The 21,244-nt window shown below is 30.2% G+C and carries 18 protein-coding genes, 1 tRNA gene and 1 riboswitch; of the genes, 12 read left to right on the top strand and 7 right to left on the bottom strand.

Going from position 1 to position 21,244, the window contains the following annotated elements; translation table 11 throughout:
* Positions 1-38: 38 nt before the first annotated feature.
* The 7 genes from secA to BUA92_RS21015 all read left to right on the top strand — a co-directional run bounded on the left by secA (position 39) and on the right by BUA92_RS21015 (position 9,751).
* The gene (gene secA / locus BUA92_RS21045) at positions 39-2,555 is read left to right on the top strand and encodes a preprotein translocase subunit SecA (protein WP_073022617.1); all 2,517 of its coding nucleotides are present in this window, start codon (positions 39-41) and stop codon (positions 2,553-2,555) included.
* An 82-nt stretch (positions 2,556-2,637) separates the two neighbouring features.
* Positions 2,638-3,745 (top strand): peptide chain release factor 2 gene (prfB, locus tag BUA92_RS21040; protein ID WP_207650369.1). Its coding sequence is split into 2 segments (ribosomal slippage): positions 2,638-2,709 and positions 2,711-3,745, totalling 1,107 coding nucleotides; the frame shifts between segments, so codons are not numbered across the junction.
* A gap of 98 nt (positions 3,746-3,843) precedes the next feature.
* A complete protein-coding gene (locus tag BUA92_RS21035; protein WP_073022616.1) occupies positions 3,844-4,530 on the top strand; it encodes a FadR/GntR family transcriptional regulator in 687 nt (228 codons plus the stop codon).
* A gap of 245 nt (positions 4,531-4,775) precedes the next feature.
* Positions 4,776-6,299, top strand: a complete 1,524-nt coding sequence (locus BUA92_RS21030; RefSeq protein WP_073022615.1) for an L-lactate permease — start codon at positions 4,776-4,778, stop codon at positions 6,297-6,299.
* A 54-nt stretch (positions 6,300-6,353) separates the two neighbouring features.
* Positions 6,354-7,142, top strand: coding sequence for an electron transfer flavoprotein subunit beta/FixA family protein (locus BUA92_RS21025; protein ID WP_073022614.1), 789 nt, complete (start codon positions 6,354-6,356; stop codon positions 7,140-7,142).
* 13 nt (positions 7,143-7,155) lie between these two features.
* Complete coding sequence (locus tag BUA92_RS21020) at positions 7,156-8,349, top strand: electron transfer flavoprotein subunit alpha/FixB family protein (protein WP_073022613.1); 1,194 nt, start codon at positions 7,156-7,158, stop codon at positions 8,347-8,349.
* A gap of 4 nt (positions 8,350-8,353) precedes the next feature.
* Positions 8,354-9,751: an FAD-binding oxidoreductase gene (locus tag BUA92_RS21015; RefSeq protein ID WP_073022612.1), complete on the top strand. Its 1,398-nt coding sequence runs from the start codon at positions 8,354-8,356 to the stop codon at positions 9,749-9,751.
* Between the two features lie 193 nt (positions 9,752-9,944).
* On the opposite strand, the gene BUA92_RS21010 is transcribed toward BUA92_RS21015, so the two are convergent.
* Both BUA92_RS21010 and BUA92_RS21005 read right to left on the bottom strand, forming a co-directional pair.
* A complete protein-coding gene (locus BUA92_RS21010) occupies positions 9,945-11,027 on the bottom strand; it encodes an IS1/IS1595 family N-terminal zinc-binding domain-containing protein (protein ID WP_073022611.1) in 1,083 nt (360 codons plus the stop codon).
* Between the two features lie 253 nt (positions 11,028-11,280).
* Positions 11,281-12,651 carry a M28 family metallopeptidase gene (locus BUA92_RS21005; protein WP_073022610.1) on the bottom strand — a complete coding sequence of 457 codons (1,371 nt, stop codon included), beginning with the start codon at positions 12,649-12,651 and terminating at the stop codon, positions 11,281-11,283.
* Positions 12,652-12,780: 129 nt separating this feature from the next.
* Between BUA92_RS21005 and BUA92_RS21000 the strand changes: the two genes are divergently transcribed.
* Complete coding sequence (locus BUA92_RS21000) at positions 12,781-14,949, top strand: Tex family protein (protein WP_073022609.1); 2,169 nt, start codon at positions 12,781-12,783, stop codon at positions 14,947-14,949.
* A gap of 59 nt (positions 14,950-15,008) precedes the next feature.
* A riboswitch (FMN riboswitch) is annotated at positions 15,009-15,128 on the top strand.
* A 110-nt stretch (positions 15,129-15,238) separates the two neighbouring features.
* Positions 15,239-15,814 carry an ECF transporter S component gene (locus BUA92_RS20995; RefSeq protein WP_073022608.1) on the top strand — a complete coding sequence of 192 codons (576 nt, stop codon included), beginning with the start codon at positions 15,239-15,241 and terminating at the stop codon, positions 15,812-15,814.
* A gap of 50 nt (positions 15,815-15,864) precedes the next feature.
* Here the strand turns inward: BUA92_RS20995 and rimI are convergent, their stop codons facing one another.
* The 3 genes from rimI to tsaE are packed head-to-tail and all read right to left on the bottom strand — an operon-like array spanning position 15,865 to position 17,482.
* Positions 15,865-16,320: a ribosomal protein S18-alanine N-acetyltransferase gene (gene rimI, locus BUA92_RS20990; RefSeq protein WP_238906605.1), complete on the bottom strand. Its 456-nt coding sequence runs from the start codon at positions 16,318-16,320 to the stop codon at positions 15,865-15,867.
* Positions 16,320-17,024: a tRNA (adenosine(37)-N6)-threonylcarbamoyltransferase complex dimerization subunit type 1 TsaB gene (gene tsaB, locus BUA92_RS20985; protein WP_073022607.1), complete on the bottom strand. Its 705-nt coding sequence runs from the start codon at positions 17,022-17,024 to the stop codon at positions 16,320-16,322. The genes rimI and tsaB overlap by 1 nt, the downstream gene beginning before the upstream one ends.
* A complete protein-coding gene (gene tsaE / locus BUA92_RS20980) occupies positions 17,021-17,482 on the bottom strand; it encodes a tRNA (adenosine(37)-N6)-threonylcarbamoyltransferase complex ATPase subunit type 1 TsaE (protein WP_073022606.1) in 462 nt (153 codons plus the stop codon). The genes tsaB and tsaE overlap by 4 nt, the downstream gene beginning before the upstream one ends.
* Before the next feature lie 176 nt (positions 17,483-17,658).
* On the opposite strand from tsaE, the gene BUA92_RS20975 reads away from it, so the two are divergent.
* Both BUA92_RS20975 and BUA92_RS20970 read left to right on the top strand, forming a co-directional pair.
* Positions 17,659-18,552 carry a metal ABC transporter substrate-binding protein gene (locus tag BUA92_RS20975; RefSeq protein ID WP_073022605.1) on the top strand — a complete coding sequence of 298 codons (894 nt, stop codon included), beginning with the start codon at positions 17,659-17,661 and terminating at the stop codon, positions 18,550-18,552.
* A 63-nt stretch (positions 18,553-18,615) separates the two neighbouring features.
* Positions 18,616-18,690, top strand: a tRNA-Trp gene (locus BUA92_RS20970).
* A 107-nt stretch (positions 18,691-18,797) separates the two neighbouring features.
* Here BUA92_RS20970 and BUA92_RS20965 read toward each other — a convergent pair.
* Positions 18,798-18,983 carry a Spo0E family sporulation regulatory protein-aspartic acid phosphatase gene (locus tag BUA92_RS20965; RefSeq protein ID WP_021800516.1) on the bottom strand — a complete coding sequence of 62 codons (186 nt, stop codon included), beginning with the start codon at positions 18,981-18,983 and terminating at the stop codon, positions 18,798-18,800.
* A gap of 29 nt (positions 18,984-19,012) precedes the next feature.
* Positions 19,013-19,420 (bottom strand): hypothetical protein, encoded by a 408-nt coding sequence (locus BUA92_RS20960; RefSeq protein WP_073022604.1) that lies wholly within the window; start codon positions 19,418-19,420, stop codon positions 19,013-19,015.
* A 177-nt stretch (positions 19,421-19,597) separates the two neighbouring features.
* Here BUA92_RS20960 and BUA92_RS20955 point away from each other — a divergent pair, with 177 nt between their 5' ends.
* Positions 19,598-21,082: a sensor domain-containing diguanylate cyclase gene (locus BUA92_RS20955; protein ID WP_073022603.1), complete on the top strand. Its 1,485-nt coding sequence runs from the start codon at positions 19,598-19,600 to the stop codon at positions 21,080-21,082.
* The last annotated feature ends 162 nt before the right edge of the window (positions 21,083-21,244 follow it).

The following is a 21,244-nucleotide window of genomic DNA, read 5'->3' as shown; positions in this document are numbered from 1 at the left end:
GTATCGGTAAATAAAATATAGATTGCGAGGATCGATTAATGGGATTACTAAATAAGTTATTTGGAAATTATAGTGAGAGAGAAGTAAAAAGGATAAGACCTATTGTAGATAAGATAGATTCATTGGGAGCGGCTATGGAAGCTTTAAGTGATGATGAACTTAGAGGAAAAACAGATGAGTTTAAGGAAAGAGTACAAAATGGGGAATCTTTAGATCATATACTTCCAGAAGCCTTTGCAGTTGTTAGAGAAGCAGCTTCTAGAACACTTGGAATGAAACATTATAGAGAACAATTAATTGGTGGTATAGTTTTACACCAAGGTAGAATTTCAGAGATGAAAACAGGGGAAGGTAAAACTCTTGTTGCTACACTTCCTGCTTATCTAAATGCTTTATCAGGTAATGGGGTTCATATTGTAACAGTAAATGACTACCTAGCAAAAAGAGATAGAGACTGGATGGGAAAGGTTTATGAATTTTTAGGATTAAGTACTGGTGTAATAGTTCATGGATTAAACAATGATCAAAGAAGAACTGCTTATGCAGCTGATATAACTTATGGAACAAATAATGAATATGGATTTGATTACCTAAGAGATAACATGGTAATTTATAAAGAGGAAAGAGTTCAAAGAAAATTAAACTTTGCCATAGTGGATGAAGTTGACTCAATTTTAATAGATGAAGCTAGAACTCCGCTTATAATTTCTGGAGCAGGAGAAAAGTCTACAGAGTTTTATAAAATAGCAGATTATTTTGTAAAAAGATTAAATAAAGAAGAGCATTTTACAATAGATGAAAAAGCTAATGCAGCAATGCTTACAGAAGCAGGTGTTGAAATGGCTGAAGGTGCTTTCAAAGTTGATAACTATGCAGATGCAGCTAATATAGAACTTCAACATTACATAACTCAAGCTCTTAAAGCTAATTATGTAATGAAAAGAGATAAAGATTACATGGTTAAAGATGGCGAAGTTATAATAGTTGATGAATTTACAGGAAGACTTATGGAGGGAAGAAGATATTCAGATGGTCTTCACCAAGCTATAGAAGCAAAAGAAGGCGTTAAAGTTGAGAGAGAATCAAAAACTTTAGCAACTATTACCTTCCAAAATTACTTTAGAATGTATGATAAATTATCAGGTATGACAGGTACAGCTTTAACAGAAGAATTGGAATTCAGAGAAATATATAACTTAGACGTTATTGTAATACCTACACATATGCCTATAGCAAGACAAGATTTACCAGACGTAGTATATAAAACAGAAAAAGGTAAGTTCTTAGCTGTAGTAGAAGAAATAACAGAAACTTATCAAACAGGTCAGCCTGTTCTAGTAGGTACAGTAAGTATAGAAAAATCAGAAGTTTTATCTGAACTTTTAAAGAGAAAAGGAATTCCTCATAGAGTATTAAATGCTAAATACCATGAGCAAGAAGCTGAAATAGTTTCTCATGCAGGTGAAAGAGGTACAGTAACAATAGCTACTAATATGGCTGGTAGAGGTACTGATATTAAACTTGGAGAAGGTGTTACAGACGTAGGTGGATTAAAGATAATAGGTACTGAAAGACATGAATCTAGAAGAATAGATAATCAGCTTAGAGGACGTGCAGGAAGACAAGGAGATCCAGGATCATCAAGATTCTATATTTCATTAGAAGATGACTTAATGAGAATATTTGGTGCAGAAAAAATAACGCCAATGATAGAGAAGTTTGGATTTACTGATGATGAAGCTATTGAGAGTAAAATGGTTTCAAAATCTATTGAAAATGCACAAAAGAAAGTTGAAGGAAATAACTTTGATATAAGAAAAACTTTACTTGGCTATGATGATGTTATGAATATGCAAAGAGAAGTTATCTACAAACAAAGATCAGAAGTTTTAGAAGGTGAAAATCTTAAGGATCAAGTTCAAGATATGTTAAAAGAACTTGTAGATGGATCTGTAGATGCTCACTTAGAAAATGCAACTGATAATATTGATGAAGAAATCAAGAAATTGCTTGCTTATTTAGAAGAAATATTCTTGCCACATGGAAGCTTTGAGGTAAATGAGTTAGCTAAACTTTCAAATGATGAAATAAAAGAAGCTATACTTAAAAAAGCTAAAGAAATATATGAGGGCAAAGAACTAGAATTTGGTGAAGAGCAAATCAGAGAAATTGAAAGAGTAGTTCTTCTAAGAGTAGTTGATACTAAGTGGATGGATCATATAGATAGTATGGATCACCTAAAACAAGGTATAGGACTTAGAGCATATAAACAACAAAACCCAACTCAAGCATATCAATTTGAGGGTTCTGCAATGTTTGAAGAAATGATAGAAAACATAAAGGTAGAAACTATAAAGTTATTATTCCATGTTAGAGTTGAAAAGAAACCAGAAAGAGAAAGAGTAATCAAAGAAACTGGAGCATCTCATGGAGAACAGCCAGAAGATCTTAAACAAGAACCAGTAAAAAAAGATAAAAAAGTAGGAAGAAACGATCCTTGTCCATGTGGATCAGGTAAAAAATATAAAAACTGTCATGGAAGAACTTCTATATAATATAAAGCAACATCTAGGAAAAATTCAGCATGTCTGAATTTTTTCCTTTATCAAAAAAAATGAAGAAAGTGGTGATTTTTTTATGATATTAGAGTTGGAAAATTCTATAAGCAGACTAAAGCTAATAAAAGAAAATTTAAAAGAAATGGGGGCTTCACTTTGACCTAGGTGGGTTAAAGAAAAAGCTTGAAGAACTAGAATTTAAAATGCAAGAAACATCTTTTTGGGAGGATATTAATAAGGCAGGAGAAATAACTCAAGAAGCTAAGAGAATAAAAGATAAACTAGATTATTTTAGTTCTTTAAATACGAGAGTTGAAGATGTTGAGATATTATTTGAACTGTTAGAAGAGGATGATGAAGAAACTCCTAAAGAGATAATAGGGGAAGTTAAAGGGATATCTAAGGAAATAGAAAATCTCAAGATTCAAATACTTCTTTCAGGAGAGTATGATAGAAATAATGCTATATTAACTCTTCATACAGGTGTTGGTGGAACGGATGCAAATGATTGGACAGAAATGCTCCTTAGAATGTATACACGTTATTGTGATAAGATGGGATATAAACTTCAAACACTAGAGTACTTAGAAGGTGATGAAGCAGGAATAAAAAGTGTAACTCTAAGAGTTGAGGGAGAATATGCTTACGGATACTTAAAAGCAGAAAAAGGAATTCATAGACTAGTTAGAATATCACCATTTAATGCTAATGGCAAAAGGCAAACTTCATTTTCTTCAGTAGAAATATTACCAGAACTTACAAAAGAGCAAGACATAGAAATAAATCCAGTAGATTTAAAGATTGATACTTACAGAGCTAGTGGTGCAGGTGGACAGCATGTTAATACAACAGACTCGGCAGTAAGAATAACACATATTCCTACAGGTGTAGTGGTACAATGTCAAAATGAACGAAGCCAGATACAAAATAGAGAAACTGCAATGAGTATGCTTAAAGCTAAGTTGGTTGAACTTAAAGAAAGAGCTCATAAAGATAAGATAGAAGACTTAACAGGTGAGCTTAAGGATATGGGATGGGGAAGCCAAATAAGATCCTATGTATTTCATCCTTATTCTATGGTTAAGGATCATAGAACAAACTATGAAACCTCAAATGTAAATGGTGTAATGGATGGAGATATTCAGGAATTCATAAACACATTTTTGGCACAATTAAGCGAAAATTAAATTAATAAATACTTAAAAGGTGTTGAAGGATTTTTAATCTTTTCCAGCACCTTTTAGTATATAATAGATTATATAAAGTATGAAATGAGGGAAAAAGGATGGAAGTAAAAAATACAAAAGCATATAAAATAGTTATTGATTATATAAAAGATAAAGTATTCAGAAAAGAATTAAAAACAGGAGACAAACTTCCAACGGAAAGAGAACTTGCAGAGAATTTAAAAGTATCAAGAACATCTGTAAGAGAAGCTATAAGAGCATTAGAGGTTATAGGACTTATAGAAAGCAGGCAAGGGGCTGGAAACTATATAAAAAATGATTTTGAAAAGTCTTTATTTGAGCCATTATCAGTTATGTTTATGCTTCAAGAAAGTAGTCCTAAGGATATATTTAATTTAAGAGAAATTTTAGAAATGGAATGTTGTAAGCTTGCTGTAAAAAATGTAAAAGACTATGAATTAGATAAATTAGGTGCAATTATAAGTGAGATGAAAGAAACTGATGATGAAGAAAGGAATAGTGTATTAGATAAAGAATTACATAGCTTAGTAGCAACTATAAGTGGAAATAAATTAATAATAAATGTGTTGAATGTTATATCCGTATTGATAGAAGCATCTATAAAAGAATATAGAAGTCAGATAATTAATCTGTTTAAAAGCAATGATGAACTTATGGAAATACATGAAGGTATATATTTAGCACTTAGAAATAGAAGTGAAGAAGAGATAGTTGATGTTATGAATAAACATTATGAACTCATAAAAAAAGCAGTTAAGATGTAATTATAGGAAAAATAGTTATAATTTTAACAATAAATTTTAAGTATATTTAAAAATAAACTATATTTTTTGCAACTATTGATAGCATATCCTAAAAAAACAAGCCTATTTAATAAAAATATTAAATAGGCTTGTTTTTTTTTAGATTTAGCTTTCATTCCGTTAAGAAAATGTTTACAATGTAAATAGAGATATTGGTAATACCAATTTTAATATTGGTGATACCAATATCGAAAGGGGGAGAAAAAATGAATAGTTATTTGTTATTTGTGTTGGCGCTTTTGCCGATAATTTGGCTAATGGTATCATTAGGTGTATTGAAAATACCAGGATACAAAGCAATCCCTGTAGCTTTAGTTATAACAATATTTTTAGCAGTTTTAGTTTGGAAAGTTTCAGTACCACATGCATTAGGAGCAACTTTAGAAGGTTTTGCCATGGGATTATGGCCCATAATGATAGTAATCATTGCAGCTGTATTTACCTACAATTTAACCCTTCATACAGGCGGAATGGAAACAATTAAAAAAATGATGACAGGTATTACAACAGATAAGAGAATTTTAGTTTTAATACTTGCTTGGGGGTTTGGAGGATTCTTAGAGGCAATAGCTGGATTTGGAACAGCAGTTGCTATACCAGCAAGTATAATGGTTGCCTTAGGCTTTGAACCAATATTTGCTGCAGTAATATGCCTTATGGCAAATACTACGCCCACAGCATTTGGAGCTATTGGACTACCTGTATCAACATTAGCAAATGTTACAGGAATAGATGTAGCACCTCTATCATACACAGTTTCATTGCAATTATTTGTACTTATTGTGGTTGTGCCTATAGCACTTGTTATGATAACAGGAAAAAGTGTTAAGGCAATAAAAGGAGTATTAGGAATTTCATTAATATCAGGATTATCATTTGCATTACCACAAATATTCATAGCTAAATACTTAGGAGCTGAATTGCCAGCTATTTTAGGATCAGTTGTTTCTATGGGAGTAACAATTCTTTGGGCAAAAATGTTCCATAAAGATAAAGCAAAAGAAGATGCAGAAAAAGTTACTTTAAAAGAAGGAATTATGGCGTGGTTACCATTTATATTAGTGTTTACATTTATATTAGTAACTTCACCTTTAATACCAGCAATAAATGGACCATTAGCATCTATAAAAACATCTGTACATTTGTATACAGGTGAAGGCGGAAAAGCATACACTTTCCAATGGCTTTCAGCACCAGGAACTTTAATTATCATAGCTACTTATATAGCTGGATTTATTCAAGGATTATCATTTGGAGGAATTACAAAAGTTTTAGGACAAACTATAAAACAAATGAGCAAATCATTTATAACTATATTAGCTATCGTAGCACTAGCTAAGGTAATGCAGTATAGCGGAATGATTAAATCTATAGCTGTAGTTTTAGTTGCAGTTACAGGTCCATTCTATCCAATAATATCTCCAATAATAGGTGCATTAGGAACTTTTGTAACAGGTTCTGATACATCTGCAAACGTTTTATTTGGAGGGCTTCAGGTAGAAGCAGCAAATGGATTAGGTTTAAGTCCTTATTGGCTTGCAGCAGCTAATACAGTAGGAGCAACAGCAGGAAAGATGATATCGCCACAAAGCATAGCAGTAGCAACAGCAGCTACTGGATTAAGTGGTAAAGAAGGAACTATATTAAATACAACACTAAAGTTTTGTTTAGTATATGTAATAATACTAGGAATAATAGTTTTCTTTGGAAGAGGGCTATTAGGAGTTTGATGAATCTAGGGTAAAACCTATTATAAATATATTAGTAAATGGAGGAGTTATATAATGAATATAGTTGTTTGTATTAAACAAGTGCCAGGAACATCAAAGGTAGAAGTAGATCCTGTTACTGGAGTTTTAAAAAGAGATGGAATAGACACAAAGATGAATCCTTATGACTTATATGCCTTAGAAACAGCCGTAAGACTTAAGGAAAAGTTAGGTGGTACAATAAAAGTTATTACTATGGGACCTCCTCAAGCTAAAGATGTAATAATGGAAGCTTATTCTATGGGAGCAGATGAGGGGACAATAATATCAGATAGAAAATTTGCAGGAGCTGATGTTTTAGCAACATCTTATACAATTTCTCAAGGAGTAAGAAAATTAGGTGACTTTGACTTAATCCTTTGTGGTAAACAAACTACAGACGGAGATACAGCTCAAGTTGGACCTGAAATGGCAGAGTATCTAAATATACCTCATATATCTAACGTAAGAAATATAAAAGAAACTAAAGACAATGCCTTAGTTGTAGAAATGGATATGCCAAACACAATTGAAGTTGCAGAAATAAAGTTCCCTTGCTTAATAACAGTAGAAAAGGATATAAATCAGCCAAGATTACCTTCCTTTAAAAAGAAAATGGCAACAAAAAATAGAGAAATTAGAATGATATCTTTAAATGATTTTGAAGATAAAGATGAAATGAAATATGGACTTAATGGATCACCAACTCAAGTTGAAAGAATTTTTCCACCAGAAGTAAATAGTCATAGAGAAATGTGGAAAGAAGATGGTGAAAAAATAGTTGAAAAGATGTCACACACTCTTAAGGAATTAAGATTTATATAGGAGGGAAAATATTATGGCAAAGTTAGTAGTTCATAACGAAAAAATTGATAATAAAGGTGAAGCAATAAAATTATGTCCTTTTGGAGCAATGGATATAGTAAATGATAATATAGAAATAAATGCAAGTTGCAAAATGTGTAGACTTTGTGTAAGAAAAGGTCCAGAAGGTGCATTTGAATATGTAGAAGGAGAAAAGAAACCTTCAGTAGATAAGAGTTTATGGAAGGGAGTAGGAGTATATGTTGACCATGTAGAAGGAGATATACATCCTGTAACTTTGGAACTTATAGGTAAAGCAAGAGAGCTTGCAGCTAAAGTTAATCAAGAAGTTTATTGTGTATTTGTAGGACATGATATAGAGGATAAAGCTGAAGAATTACTTCATTATGGAGTAGACAAAGTTTATGTATATGATAGTGAGAAGTTAAAAGAATTTAGAATTGAACCTTATACAGCTGCTTTTGAAGATTTTATAAATAAAGTAAAACCAACAGCTATATTAGTAGGTGCAACTACTGTAGGTAGAAGTTTAGCTCCTAGAATTGCAGCTAGATTTAGAACAGGACTAACAGCAGATTGTACAGTACTAGATATAAAGGAAAATACTGATTTAGTTCAAATAAGACCAGCCTTTGGCGGAAACATTATGGCTCAAATTATTACACCTAATTCTAGACCACAGCTTGCAACTGTTAGATATAAGGTTATGTTAGCGCCTGAGAGAAGTGAAGATGTAAATGGACAAATCATAAGATGTACTATAGAAGATGAAAAATTAGCTTCTAATATAGAGGTATTAGAAGTATTTAAGAAGGAAGCTGAAACTGGAATATCTGATGCTGAGGTTCTAGTAGTAGCTGGTAGAGGGGTTAAAACAGAAAAAGACTTAGCTATGATAGAAGAACTAGCAAAACTATTAGGTGGGGAAGTTGCTGTTACAAGACCTCTTATAGAGTCAGGATGGGCAGATGCTAAGAGACAAGTAGGTTTAAGTGGAAGAACAGTTAGACCAAAACTAATCATAACCTTAGGAGTTTCTGGAGCAGTTCAGTTTACAGCAGGAATGAATAAATCAGATGTTATATTCTCAATAAATAAGGATGAAAAAGCTCCAATATTCCAAGTTGCTCACTATGGAATAGTAGGAGATATGTACGAAATAATACCACAATTAATTGAGAATATAAAGTTATCAAAGGAGGCTTAATATCATGGAATATAAAAATATTGAATTGAATGATTATGAAGCAATAAAAGCATTGATTAATGACGATGAAAGAGTTTTATATAAAGAAGCAATAGGAGAAGACTATTCTCATGATGAGCTTGGAGCAGTTAAAAAAATGCCTGATTTGGTAGTTCAAGCTGCATGTACTGAAGATGTATCAAAGGTTATGAAATACGCTTATGATAATAATATTGTAGTTACTCCTAGAGGTTCAGGAACTGGGCTAGTTGGAGCCGCTGTTCCAATATACGGCGGAATAGTAATTGATTTATCAAGAATGAATAAAATTCTTGAAATAGATGAAGAAAACCTAACATTAACATTAGAACCAGGTGTACTTCTTATGGAGATAGGTAAATATGTTGAGGAATTTGACTTATTCTACCCACCAGATCCAGGTGAAAAAACAGCTACAATAGGTGGTAATATAAGCACAAATGCAGGTGGTATGAGAGCAGTTAAATACGGTGTTACAAGAGACTTTGTTAGGGGTTTAGAAGTTGTTCTTCCAAATGGAGAAGTAACAAATCTTGGAGGAAAAGTAGTTAAAAATAGTTCTGGTTATGCCCTTAAAGATCTAATTATAGGAGCAGAAGGAACACTAGGAATAGTAACAAAAGCTATACTTAAGTTATTACCATTACCTAAGAAGGCTATATCACTACTTATTCCATTCCCAGATTTAGATAGAGCAATTGAAACTGTGCCTAAAATAATAAAATCGAAAACTATACCAACAGCTATAGAGTTCATGCAAAGAGCTGCAATAGTAGCAGCAGAAGAGTTTTTAGGAAAGAAATTCCCTGATTCACAATCAGATGCATATATTTTATTAACCTTCGATGGTAATTCCAAAGAAGAAATAGAAGCAAGTTATGAAAAAGTAGCTAATATTTGTTTAGAAAATGGAGCTTTAGATGTACTTATATCAGATACAGAAGAGAGACAAGAATCTATTTGGTCAGCTAGAGGAGCTTTCCTTGAAGCAATAAAAGCATCAACAACTGAAATGGATGAAGTTGACGTTGTAGTTCCAAGAAATAAGGTTGCAGAATTTATTAAATATACACATCAATTAGAAGAAAAACACGAAATAAGAATAAGAAGTTTTGGGCATGCTGGAGATGGTAACTTACACATTTACATCTTAAAAGATGCTTTAGATGAAGAAACTTGGAATAAAAAACTTCTTGAAGTAATGGAAGATATGTATGCAAAAGGAAGAGAATTAAAAGGACAAGTTTCAGGAGAACATGGTATAGGTTTAGCTAAGAGACCATATCTTAAAAAAGCTGTACCAGAAGAAAACTTAATTATCATGAAAGGCATAAAGAAAGCCTTTGATCCAAGCAATATTCTAAACCCTGGTAAGGTTATATAGTGATAGAAATGTAAGAGAAGGACATTGTGATAGCTATGTTAATAGTTACTCATGATGTCCTTTTCTTGTATCATTGTGAATAGCATGTTAATTAGCTATTCTTTGTCGTTTTATGTATGATGGGATTTTATATACTTACTTCAACTTCTTGTAACATTGTTGGAAATAAAAGTTGGTAAAATTTGTACAGTTGTTAAAACTCACAAACAGTCTCATCACAGAAGTTTGCATCTCTGAAAATATCTCCTCTATAATTCACAATTTTAAAATCTTCTGCCCTTAGCTGCTTCTTCCCTGTAATAAATTTTTTCAGAAGCCCAAGGGATATATTAGTTTCCTCCAAAGTTATAACAAACCAATTAATATAAAAACTTAAGTATTTACTTGCTACATTATGAAAACTCTTAAGAAATTTCTTGAATTCTCTGCCTCTTTTTATAATTTCCTTGTTATGCATACCACATGTATTTAAAATTACAAGCTTTTCAAAATATTTTGTATTAAAACCCATTGAACCATCTATAATAACTTTCATATTATTGTCCTTTGCAAAATGAAAATATGTCCAGTTTCTTGGAGTAGCTATATAGCGGCTTTTTTCATCAATAATTGGTTTTAAAATTGTATGTAGAATTTCTCTATTAACAAATGATTTACTAGACGGCTTTATAAACTTATTATCTTCTATATCTTTACAGTTTAGTATTATTATATTTTCCCTTTTAAGAATTTGCCCATTCAACATATAGCTTTCCTTATCTAGTCTGGTTATTGAGAATTTCTTGTTAATACTATGATTTCCTTTAAAACTCTCCTTTAGTCTAATTTCCTCTACTTCTATATTAAAAAGCTTTTTATTCATTATCTTAGTACCAATAACACTTAAAATCTTATGCCTCCAGTGAAAGGAAGTTTTTAAGTCAATATTTAGAATTTCTGCTATTTTCCTAAGCGTAAGCTTTTCCTTTATACAGAACATGTACTTAATCCACATATCTATTGGTTTTTTGCTGTAACTTAATGGGGAGCTGGTTATATCTGAAAAGTTCTTACAACACTTTTTGCATCTATACCTCTGTATTCCTTTCTTACTTTTGCCATATTTAATTACGTTCTCGCTATTTTTACAAACAGGACAATCTTTATTAACTTCTACTTTAAATACATTTTCAGCATTTTTAATATCTTTCTTCGAATATATATATTCTTCTTTTATTTCAATAGATTTGTTATAAAAATATTTATTAATTATCTCTAAAATTTTATCATGGTTCAAAGAATTCATCTCCTTAAAAAGATTGTTCCTTTGAATTATTACCTTTTAAACTTATATTAAATCACTAAATATAAGTCTAAATTATCAATTGTCCTAAATATCTCCACCAACTTTTTGTTCCAACAATGTCCTATGCGGTTGAAGTATCTGTACAGAATCCTTGCAGACAAAAATCGACAGTTATCAAAATCTATAAATAAAAGAAGTACCACTAATGTTTAAAAGTTGTTTTTAGTAGTACTTCTTCCTGTAGTTATTTATTTAACTTCTTAGTTTTTAAATCTTTATAAATTAAATATAGAGATAAGCATGAAAAAATCAAAAATCCCCCTAAAGATCCGTAGAAAAGTCTGGAGTCATAAATTGTTAAAGTAAAACCACCATAATAAGTAGATAGTATATATTTATATACAAGATCATAGGTTAAATTAATCCCATGTGAACTAGTGTATTCATAAGTATCATTAGGAGTATGAATGTTAGAATAATCCTCAAAGCCTAAAGTAACTCCATCTATACCTAAAGAGTTAAAAGGGGCATGATCTGAAACATCTTCAAATTTTTTAACATAGTAGATTTTATCATTTTCTAAAATATTTGATAAGTCTTCTATAAGTTCAGAATTACGCACATATTTACCTGAAAAAATTGATAAAGAAGTATCCTTAGTTGAAGCCACCATATCAAAGTTTATTAATTTGGAGTCCTTAATAGAATCTAAATTGTTTGTAGAGAAATCTTGAGAACCTAGTAAACCAAATTCCTCTCCGTTTAAGGCTAAAATAATTATATCTCTATCAGGTTTAGGTAAAGAAGCAAGATTTTTAGATAATTCTAATAAAAAAGAAATTCCTGAGGCGTTATCTAAAGCACCTGAATATAGGTTTCCACCTAAATCAATTCCTAAGTGATCAAAGTGAGCAGATAATATAAGAGGAGGCAAAGTAGAATCTCTTCCTTTAATTTTTCCAACTATATTTGGTATATTTGTATCAACAACTTCCATAGGTATGAAGCAATCTAAAGTATAATCCTCTCCAAGTTTATCTAAGATTTCATCGTACACCTCTTTAGTGATAGAAATATACATGCTGCAAGGAGAGTTATATAAAAATGAACTTCTAAAATCACTAGAATTGTCAGAAACATATAACATAAAGGAACCTTGTGAATTTTGGATTACTATACTTTGAGTAAAAATATATAATTTACTATCCCTAAATTTTTCACCAAATGAGAAGGTATTTTCCTTAAAATTCAATAAATCCTCTTTAAAATCTACACCATATTTAAACTCTTTATATACATTTCCACCTGGGGATTTAAGGATTAAACTTGGTGAACCATTTATGAGCTTAGGTGCCTTAACTTTAAACATTTCTCTATAATCATCATTATAGCTATTGATAGAACTATTCCTAAGTTCATTTATTATATATTCTGAGGTTTTAATATTTCCCTCACTTCCAGCAAGCCTTCCTTCGTATGTAGAAGAAGAGAGCTCTTTTATATTATTTAATACATTATCAGTATCAAAAGGTTTGTATGTAAGTTTAAAATAGAGTGAGATTGAAAATAATGTTAAGAAAAGGAGACTTATAAAAGCCAAAATATATTTTTTCATATTAAACCCCTTATGTAAAAACTATATAAATACATATGATATTTAAGCAAAATCTATGACAAGGGGAAACTTGATTATATGAGGATTATTATTATAATAATATATGGAGTAAATTTTTAGGAGGAGAAAATGAATAACATTAATGATGTATTAAGTAAAGAATTAAATATAAGTTTAAAGCAGGTAGAAAGTGTAATAGAGCTAATAGATGGAGGAAACACTGTACCTTTTATAGCTAGATATAGAAAAGAAGTTACTGGTGGGTTAACGGATGAAGTTTTAAGAAAATTTTCTGAAAGATTAACTTATTTAAGGAATCTTAATGAAAGAAAAGAAAATGTAATAAGAATTATAGAAGAAACAGGAAATTTAACTGAAGAAATAAAAGGAAAAGTATTAAAAGCAGAAACTCAATCAGAAGTTGAAGATATATATAGGCCATTTAAGCCTAAGAAAAGAACTAGGGCAACAATAGCTCTAGAAAAAGGGCTAAAGCCATTAGCTGACCTTATATTCACAGGTGAATTTAAGGGGAATCTACTAGATAAGGCTAAAGAGTTTGTTGATGAAGAGAAGGCTGTTTTAAATGAAGAAGAAGCATTAGCAGGGGCTATGGATATAGTAGCAGAACAAATTTCGGACAATGCGGATTATAGAAAATGGCTTAGAGAATTCTTATTTAAAGAGGGTGTACTTGAAACAAAAGGGGGTTCAGAAGAACCAACTCCTTATGAAATGTATTATGACTATTCAGAGCCTGTAAGATTTTTACCTTCACATAGAATATTAGCTATAAATAGAGGAGAAAAAGAGAAAATATTAAATGTAAAAGTAGTAGCTAATGAAGAAAAAATAATTACTTATCTAAAAAATAGAATACTTAAAGGTAATAGTGAAACAGATAAGTATTTAGAAGAAGCCATAAAAGATTCCTTAAAAAGACTTATATATCCTTCTATTGAAAGAGAAATAAGAAGCGAGTTAACAGAAAAGGGTGAAGAGGGAGCTATAAGAATATTTAATGAAAATCTTAAATCCTTACTTATGCAATCCCCTATAAAAGGAAAAGTAGTTATGGGATATGACCCAGGTTTTAGAACAGGATGTAAAGTAGCTGTTTTAGATGATACTGGTAAATTTTTAGAGAAGGCTACAGTTTATCCAACAGTACCTAAAAAGGATATAAAAGGAACTATAAAGGTTTTAAAAGAGTTAATAAATAAATATGGCGTTGACGTAATATCATTAGGAAATGGTACAGCATCTAGAGAATCAGAAGAAGTGCTTGCAGAAATGATTACTGAAATCAAAAAAGAAACAGGCAGAGATGTATATTACTGCATAGTTTCAGAAGCGGGTGCATCAGTTTATTCCGCGTCAGAACTTGCTCAAAAGGAATACCCTGATTTAGATGTAACAATAAGAGGTGCCATATCAATAGGAAGAAGACTTCAAGACCCTCTAGCTGAACTTGTTAAGATAGATACAAAATCTATTGGAGTAGGTCAATACCAACATGATGTGGCAGTTAAAAAACTTGATGAATCTCTAAAAGGGGTAGTAGAAGATTGTGTAAATAAGGTAGGGGTAGACTTAAATGTTGCTACACCATCTTTACTTAGCTATATATCAGGAATAAATACCTCTATTGCAGCTAATATAGTAGCATATAGAGAAGAAAATGGAAAATTTAAAAATAGAAAAGAACTTTTAAAGGTTAAAAGATTAGGACAAAAAGCATATGAGCAGTGTGCAGGGTTCTTAAGGGTAATGGAAAGCAGCGAGCCTCTAGATAATACAGCTGTACATCCAGAGTCATACGTAACAGCTAACAATCTTATAAAAGAATTAGGATATTCGAAAGGTGAACTTAAAAAAGCTTCTTTAACAGATATTGAAGGAAGAGTTCAAGAAATAGGAATAAAAGAACTTGCAGCAAGACTTAATGTAGGAGAACCTACATTAAAAGATATAGTAGGAGAACTTAAGAAACCAGGAAGAGATCCAAGAGAAGAACTTCCAAAGCCAATATTTAAATCAGGAGTAATTGATTTAAAAGATTTAAAACCTGGAATGGAATTAATGGGAACTGTTAGAAATGTATCAGACTTTGGAGCTTTTGTAGATATAGGAGTTCACCAAGATGGATTAGTTCATAAATCTCAAATGGCTAATAGAAGAGTAAATCACCCCCTAGACATAGTTAAATTAGGAGATATAATTAAAGTTAAGATTCTAGAGGTTGATGAAAAAAGAAAAAGAATATCCCTGTCCATGAAGGATGTTTCACAAGAATAAAAAATATCTTGTCAAAAACAAAACTTGGATATATAATAAAGACAAGAAGAAAAAAATTAAATTATCTTCAGGGCGGGGCGTAATTCCCCACCGGCGGTATAGCCCGCGAGCTAAGTTTTTTAGCATGATTCGGTGAAACTCCGAGGCCGACAGTATAGTCTGGATGAAAGAAGGTAGTAATTAGGATTACTTAGTTATTATGCCCTGAATCTTATGATTCAGGGTTTTTGTTATTTTTTATTATCCTAATATTGCCCAGGAAGATATATCTTTAGGAGGCGTATTATAAATGAACGATTCAAGATTAAACAAACAAATTAGGATTGCACTATTATCAGGAATAGCTTTTGTACTAATGTATTTTGATTTTCCACTACCATTTTTTCCACCATTTTTGAAAATTGATGTATCTGATATTCCAGCTTTAATAGGAGCTTTTTCTCTAGGACCAGTAGCAGGTATAGTTATAGAACTTATTAAAAATATTCTTTATACCTTAATTAAAGGATCATCTTCAATGTTTATTGGAGAGTTTGCGAACTTTGCTATAGGAGCTACTTGGGTGTTTGTAGCAGGATTTATATATAATAGAAATAGAACTTTCAAGACAGCAATAATAGGTTTAGTTTCATCAGTATTAGCAATGACTGTAATGGCAGTATTATTAAACTACTTTGTATTACTACCTATGTATGTTAATGTTTTTAAAGTTGATTTAGGTGGAAGCATAGGAAGTTTTATTGCAGTAGCAACAGTACCATTTAACATTTTAAAAGGAGCTATTTCATCAACTGCAACAGTATTACTATATAAACCAGTGATTGCAGTAATAAACAGACAGTCTATAAGAACAGTAAAATATTAGATTAAAAATAAAAAAACCTCGGATATTCCGGGGTTTTTTTATTAGGACATTTATCTTTTCCACATTATAAGAGCATCTTCTTTATTATCTTCATAGTAGTTTTTTCTAATTCCTTCTTCAGAAAAACCTAATTTTTTGTATAACCACTGAGCAGGAAGATTAGATACTCTTACCTCTAAAGTTATTTCTTTTGCACCTCTAGCATAAGCCTTATCTAAAAGCGCATTTAATAAAGTTTCACCTATACCTTTACATCTATAATCTGGATGAACCGCTATATTAGTAATATGAGCTTCTTCTAATATCACCCATATACCTCCATAAGCTATTACTCTGTTGTCCATAATAACAACTAAATAAGAGGCTAATTTATTTTTTAGCTCTCTCTTAAAAGAATCATAGCTCCAAGGAATGGGAAATGAAAAAATAGAAATCTCACATATATCAACAAGATGTTCAGAAGTCATGTCTACAATTGTGAATTGTTTAGAATTAAATTCATCCATTACTCTAATCCTAATTTCCTTTCATACTCTCTTTCAGCTTGGGATTTCCTTAAATAAAGAGGTATTGAATTATTAATATCATCTTTTTCACCATTTAAAAGTCTAGCAAGACCTAATTCTCCTAAAGAAGAAGCCCTTGTGTAATTAAGATGAAGAGGAGGGAAAACCGCTTCCTTTTTTAAATCCTTAAGCTCCACCTTATATTTTATTGTTCCATCACCTATAAAAAGAACCTGTTCATTATATTCATTTAATATTTCAGAAAGTTCTTTAAGAGAAATAATAAGGTAATCAGAAAGCCTTGTAAGCTTACCATCTATATTTTTATATAAAGCTGTATAGACATTACCCCTTAAAGCATCCATAACAGGGCATATAATACCAGTAAAGTTAAATACGTTATAAGCTAAGCCATCTAGGTTTGAAATAGAAACAAAAGGCTTATTTATACCTAATGACATACCTTTTATGGTAGCAAGACCTATTCTAAGTCCAGTAAAGGAACCCGGACCTTCAGAAATAACAAAACCATCTATATCCTTTATCTTTAAATTATTATTTTTAAGTAAAGTTTCAATCATAGGTAAAAGTAATACTGAATGTTGCTTTTGATAATTTAAATTATATTCACCCAAAACTCCATTTTCATTTAAAAGTGCAACAGTTGCAACAGCTGTTGAAGAATCTACACTTAATATATTCATAGTTTTAACTCCTTTATGTACGAATAATCTTCCCCATAAGGTCTGATAGATATTTTTCTATATTCATCTCCTAAGTGTGGAAGTTTTTTAATGCTTATGTGGACAAAATTTTCTGGAAGGATATCCTCTATGTAGTTAGCCCATTCAATTAGACTCACACCATTACCAAAAATATATTCATCAAAACCTATAGCCATAATTTCATCAGAATCATTTACTCTATAAACATCAAAGTGGTAAAGCGGAAGTCGTCCGCTATTATATTCATTAACAATTGTAAAGGTTGGGGAAGTAATATGCTCAGATATACCTAGACCCTTAGCAAATCCTTTAGAAATATGGGTCTTACCCGTTCCTAAATCTCCAGTTAAACAAAATACATCACCAGCCTTAGCTAATTCACCTAGCATATAGCCAATGTGCATAGTTTTTTCTACAGAATCAACAATAAATTCCATAAGTAAACTCCTTTTCTTTAAAGTATCTTCTTACTATTCTATCCAACTTCGTAAAAAAAGAAAAGAAGTAAAGAGTGAAATAATTAAGAATTTATTAAATGTTAGGAATATCCTTTGAATATAATAATACTATGTAATACAATAAGAAATGTAAGTAAATAAGTCGGAGGAAAATTATGAAAAAGATTACCTTTGGGATGTTAATTATAAATCTTATAGCATTTATAGTTTTATCCATATATCCAAAGATGACTTTATCTAGTAAAGCAAATGAGTCTACTAAGCTTAGAGAACCTTTTTTTAATATAATGACATCTAATAAGTCAGTGTATTTAATGGTTAATGAGCTGGTTAAAGATAAACATAACGTAGAATATTTGGCGAAAGACCAAGAAGAAATAAAAAGCTTTACTTTTGATGAAGATGTGATAAACAATATTTCCAATATGGATTTATTTATATATACAGGCAAAAATTTTGAACCTTGGGCTACTGATTTAATATCAGAATTAAAAAAAGATAAGGTATCAGTTGTAGATATTTCAAGAGGGACTAAGGTATTAACTGTCGAAGGTGGAAATGAAAATCCATATTATTGGATGGACTTTGAAAACTATAAGATAGCTTTATTTAATATTAAAAATGAGCTTCAAGCTTATGATCCTAACAATAAAGAATACTATGAGACTAATTATAATGATGTTATAAAGGGCTTTGAAGAAGCATACCTAGATAAGCTAACTGTACTTAAGAATTTAGAAAGTACAGACTTCTATTATGCTGACTATTCATTAGAGTATTTTAGTAAATATATAAACAGTAAAGTACAAGCATTAGATAATAATAAGATAGATAAGCTTATAAAATCTAAAGCTCATAATAAGATAGTGTTATATAGTGATGATAAACAAATTGATAAATATAGAGAAACTCTAGAGTTAAACAATGTTCACTTAATAAAAGTGAAGTATTATAGTGAAGATAAGGATTATGTTCATACTTTAGAAGAGGCTATAGATGAGCTGTTTAAAAGTTTAAACCTAACTTTAGGCACTAAAAAGCTAGAATGAAAAAATATTTAATAAATATCTTGCAAATAAATTAGGATTATGATATTATAACTATTGTGTCTTAGGGGTATGGCTCAACGGTAGAGTAGTGGTCTCCAAAACCATTGGTTGTGGGTTCAAATCCTACTGCCCCTGCCATATATGTCCAGCAGAATTATTCTGTTGGATTTTTTGTTTTAAAAAAGCATAGGGATATAAATTTAATATAATAAAACCCAAAAAAGCTGGATGAAAATCCAGCTTGTTTATTTTTCTATCTTATTCATTTTTAATTTCATATATTCTACTATAAGCTCATCTAAGTATTGACTTAACTGAAGGCGAGGAGCTTCCTCATCGCAAGTAACGCTAATTTCGTTAAGGGTATCTCTAACTTCTGATATATACTTATCTAGCTCAAATAGATTTTTTTCTATTTTATCCATATCCATATACACCTCCATGGGTATGCATAGTTGTATTAAAGCGAGTTATTATTACCAAAGATTCCATTAACAGTTGTATCATTTAGTTTATCCACTATACTTTTAAAGTTAGGCAATTTATTAGACATATCTCTATTTAAACTTTTAAATATTTCCACAATATAAATGCTATCATCTATATTTATTGGACATGATAGTATAAGTAAAACCTCTTTACCTTTATTCTCTAATTTCGCGAAAAGATTATTGTTAGTAAGAGCTTTGCTGCAAACACAATTTTTGCATGGAGATTCATTTTCAAAATGCTTGTAGCAAGGTATATTAGAGTATTCCAATGAATCTGAATCAAAGACTAATTTATTTATGGGGTCAACAATTCTTATATAATCATAAAAGCCTTCTATAATGGACAATTTTTTAAAAATTTCTTTTAAAATGTTCATATAAACAATCGAGCCTCCATAAGATAATAAATAGTACTATAATAATATTATATATGTAAACTAGCTGATTTACAATATATCCTAGAAATATAAGATTTTTTTAATGGATTATAGGATATTACTAATAATATAGTACTATGTTATAATCTAGTTACTTGGATAGATAGGATTGATTTTATGGAATGGATAAAGAGTTTTTTTAGCTACAATATAAGAAATATTGACTATAACTTAGATGAAAATAAAAATAGAGTCAATAAGGAATTTGAAAAAGAAAATAACAACTTGATTTTACTTAGAATAAAATTTGTATGTATAGCTATAATTATTTTGAGTGCTTATTATGTCTATATAGATTTTGTAACCTTTAAAGAGCTGGAGGGTACATATTATCTTAGAAATCTTAGAGTTATGCATTTTATAATAATTTTAGGGTGTTTTTTATATTTAGGTATTTATGAATTTTATTTAAAAAAGAATAGGAATGTTAAGGATAAACATATATCTTTTGTTATTAAAATATACTTAATTTCAACTTTATTGGTTGGGATGTTATCATCTTTAAATAGTCAATATCTTACAGGGAATATAGATTCATATATTATAGTTTGTCTCCTTGTTGCAGCAGCGCTTCCTTTGGAACCAATATTTATGTTTTGTACTTTTTTTATAAATCACGCTATATTTATAGTAGGTTTAAGTTTAATTGTGCAAGATAAATATGAATTGGCAACAAAAGAAATTAATTCAACTATTATGGTCATAATGACTTACATATTAGTAGTTATTTCATATAGATTCAGAAAAGATGATTATTACAATAAAAGTAACTTAGAAAAATTATTTGAAATAAATCCTTATCCATTAATTATAGAAAGATTTAAGGATGGAAAAATCATAAAAGTTAATAAAAAAATACTAGAATTTTATGCTATATCTTTAGAAGAAAGTAAAAGTTTAACTGAAGAAGACCTCTATTCTAACAATGAAGAGAGAAATAATATTATAAAAAGGTTAGAAAATGAAGGTAATATATATAATTACATATTAGAACATAAAACCAAAGATGGTTTAAGTAAATGGGTTATTGCTAATTATGAGGTTATTAACTATAGAGGAGAAAAATGTATTCTCTGCGGAATGACTGACATAACAGAACTAAAAAAGATGGAAGCTGAATTAATAAAAAATGCAGCCACAGACGTTTTAACCGGAGTATACAATAGAAGAACAGGGATGGAGATATTACAGAAAAAACTTACATCAGATTCAAAAGAATTTTTGGAATTAACCATATGCTTTATAGATATAAATAAGTTAAAGTATGTAAATGATAATTATGGACATTCAGAAGGGGATTATTACATATCTACAGTTTGTAAAGTATTGAAAAGTGAAATAAACAAAGATGATATTCTCTTTAGATTTGGTGGAGATGAATTTATAATTGCCTTTATAGATAAATCCTCAGAAGAAGTTGAAAAGATATGGACAGATATAAATCTTAAGTTTAAAAATATAAATAATTCAAACCACAAACCTTATGATATAACAGTAAGTCATGGAGTATATCAATATAATTCAAATATGCAAATTACATTGGAAGAGGTTATACATTTGGCTGATGAAGAGATGTATAAAGATAAATATTGTAAGATATAATAGAAAAAAATGTTTTGAAGGGCTACCTAGATCGGTAGCTCTTTTTGTTTAATACTTTTAAAAAATAGCTTGCTAAAAAATAGTAGAAAAGCCAAAATCACTATTGAAGAATTGAAGAATTGAAGAATTGAAGAATTGAAGAATTGAAGAATTGAAGAATTG

The sequence above is a fragment of the Clostridium intestinale DSM 6191 genome (assembly GCF_900130055.1).
Lineage (GTDB): Bacteria > Bacillota > Clostridia > Clostridiales > Clostridiaceae > Clostridium_T > Clostridium_T intestinale.
This window is presented reverse-complemented; position numbering and strand designations above follow the sequence as displayed.

Bases quoted from the DNA above. Each gene is read 5' to 3' on its own strand.
- secA (WP_073022617.1), top strand. From the start codon at position 39: ATGGGATTACTAAATAAGTTATTTGGAAATTATAGTGAGAGAGAAGTA.
- BUA92_RS21035 (WP_073022616.1), top strand. From the start codon at position 3,844: ATGGAAGTAAAAAATACAAAAGCATATAAAATAGTTATTGATTATATA.
- BUA92_RS21030 (WP_073022615.1), top strand. From the start codon at position 4,776: ATGAATAGTTATTTGTTATTTGTGTTGGCGCTTTTGCCGATAATTTGG.
- BUA92_RS21025 (WP_073022614.1), top strand. From the start codon at position 6,354: ATGAATATAGTTGTTTGTATTAAACAAGTGCCAGGAACATCAAAGGTA.
- BUA92_RS21020 (WP_073022613.1), top strand. From the start codon at position 7,156: ATGGCAAAGTTAGTAGTTCATAACGAAAAAATTGATAATAAAGGTGAA.
- BUA92_RS21015 (WP_073022612.1), top strand. From the start codon at position 8,354: ATGGAATATAAAAATATTGAATTGAATGATTATGAAGCAATAAAAGCA.
- BUA92_RS21005 (WP_073022610.1), bottom strand. From the start codon at position 12,651: ATGAAAAAATATATTTTGGCTTTTATAAGTCTCCTTTTCTTAACATTA.
- BUA92_RS21000 (WP_073022609.1), top strand. From the start codon at position 12,781: ATGAATAACATTAATGATGTATTAAGTAAAGAATTAAATATAAGTTTA.
- BUA92_RS20995 (WP_073022608.1), top strand. From the start codon at position 15,239: ATGAACGATTCAAGATTAAACAAACAAATTAGGATTGCACTATTATCA.
- rimI (WP_238906605.1), bottom strand. From the start codon at position 16,320: ATGGATGAATTTAATTCTAAACAATTCACAATTGTAGACATGACTTCT.
- tsaB (WP_073022607.1), bottom strand. From the start codon at position 17,024: ATGAATATATTAAGTGTAGATTCTTCAACAGCTGTTGCAACTGTTGCA.
- tsaE (WP_073022606.1), bottom strand. From the start codon at position 17,482: ATGGAATTTATTGTTGATTCTGTAGAAAAAACTATGCACATTGGCTAT.
- BUA92_RS20975 (WP_073022605.1), top strand. From the start codon at position 17,659: ATGAAAAAGATTACCTTTGGGATGTTAATTATAAATCTTATAGCATTT.
- BUA92_RS20965 (WP_021800516.1), bottom strand. From the start codon at position 18,983: ATGGATATGGATAAAATAGAAAAAAATCTATTTGAGCTAGATAAGTAT.
- BUA92_RS20960 (WP_073022604.1), bottom strand. From the start codon at position 19,420: ATGAACATTTTAAAAGAAATTTTTAAAAAATTGTCCATTATAGAAGGC.
- BUA92_RS20955 (WP_073022603.1), top strand. From the start codon at position 19,598: ATGGAATGGATAAAGAGTTTTTTTAGCTACAATATAAGAAATATTGAC.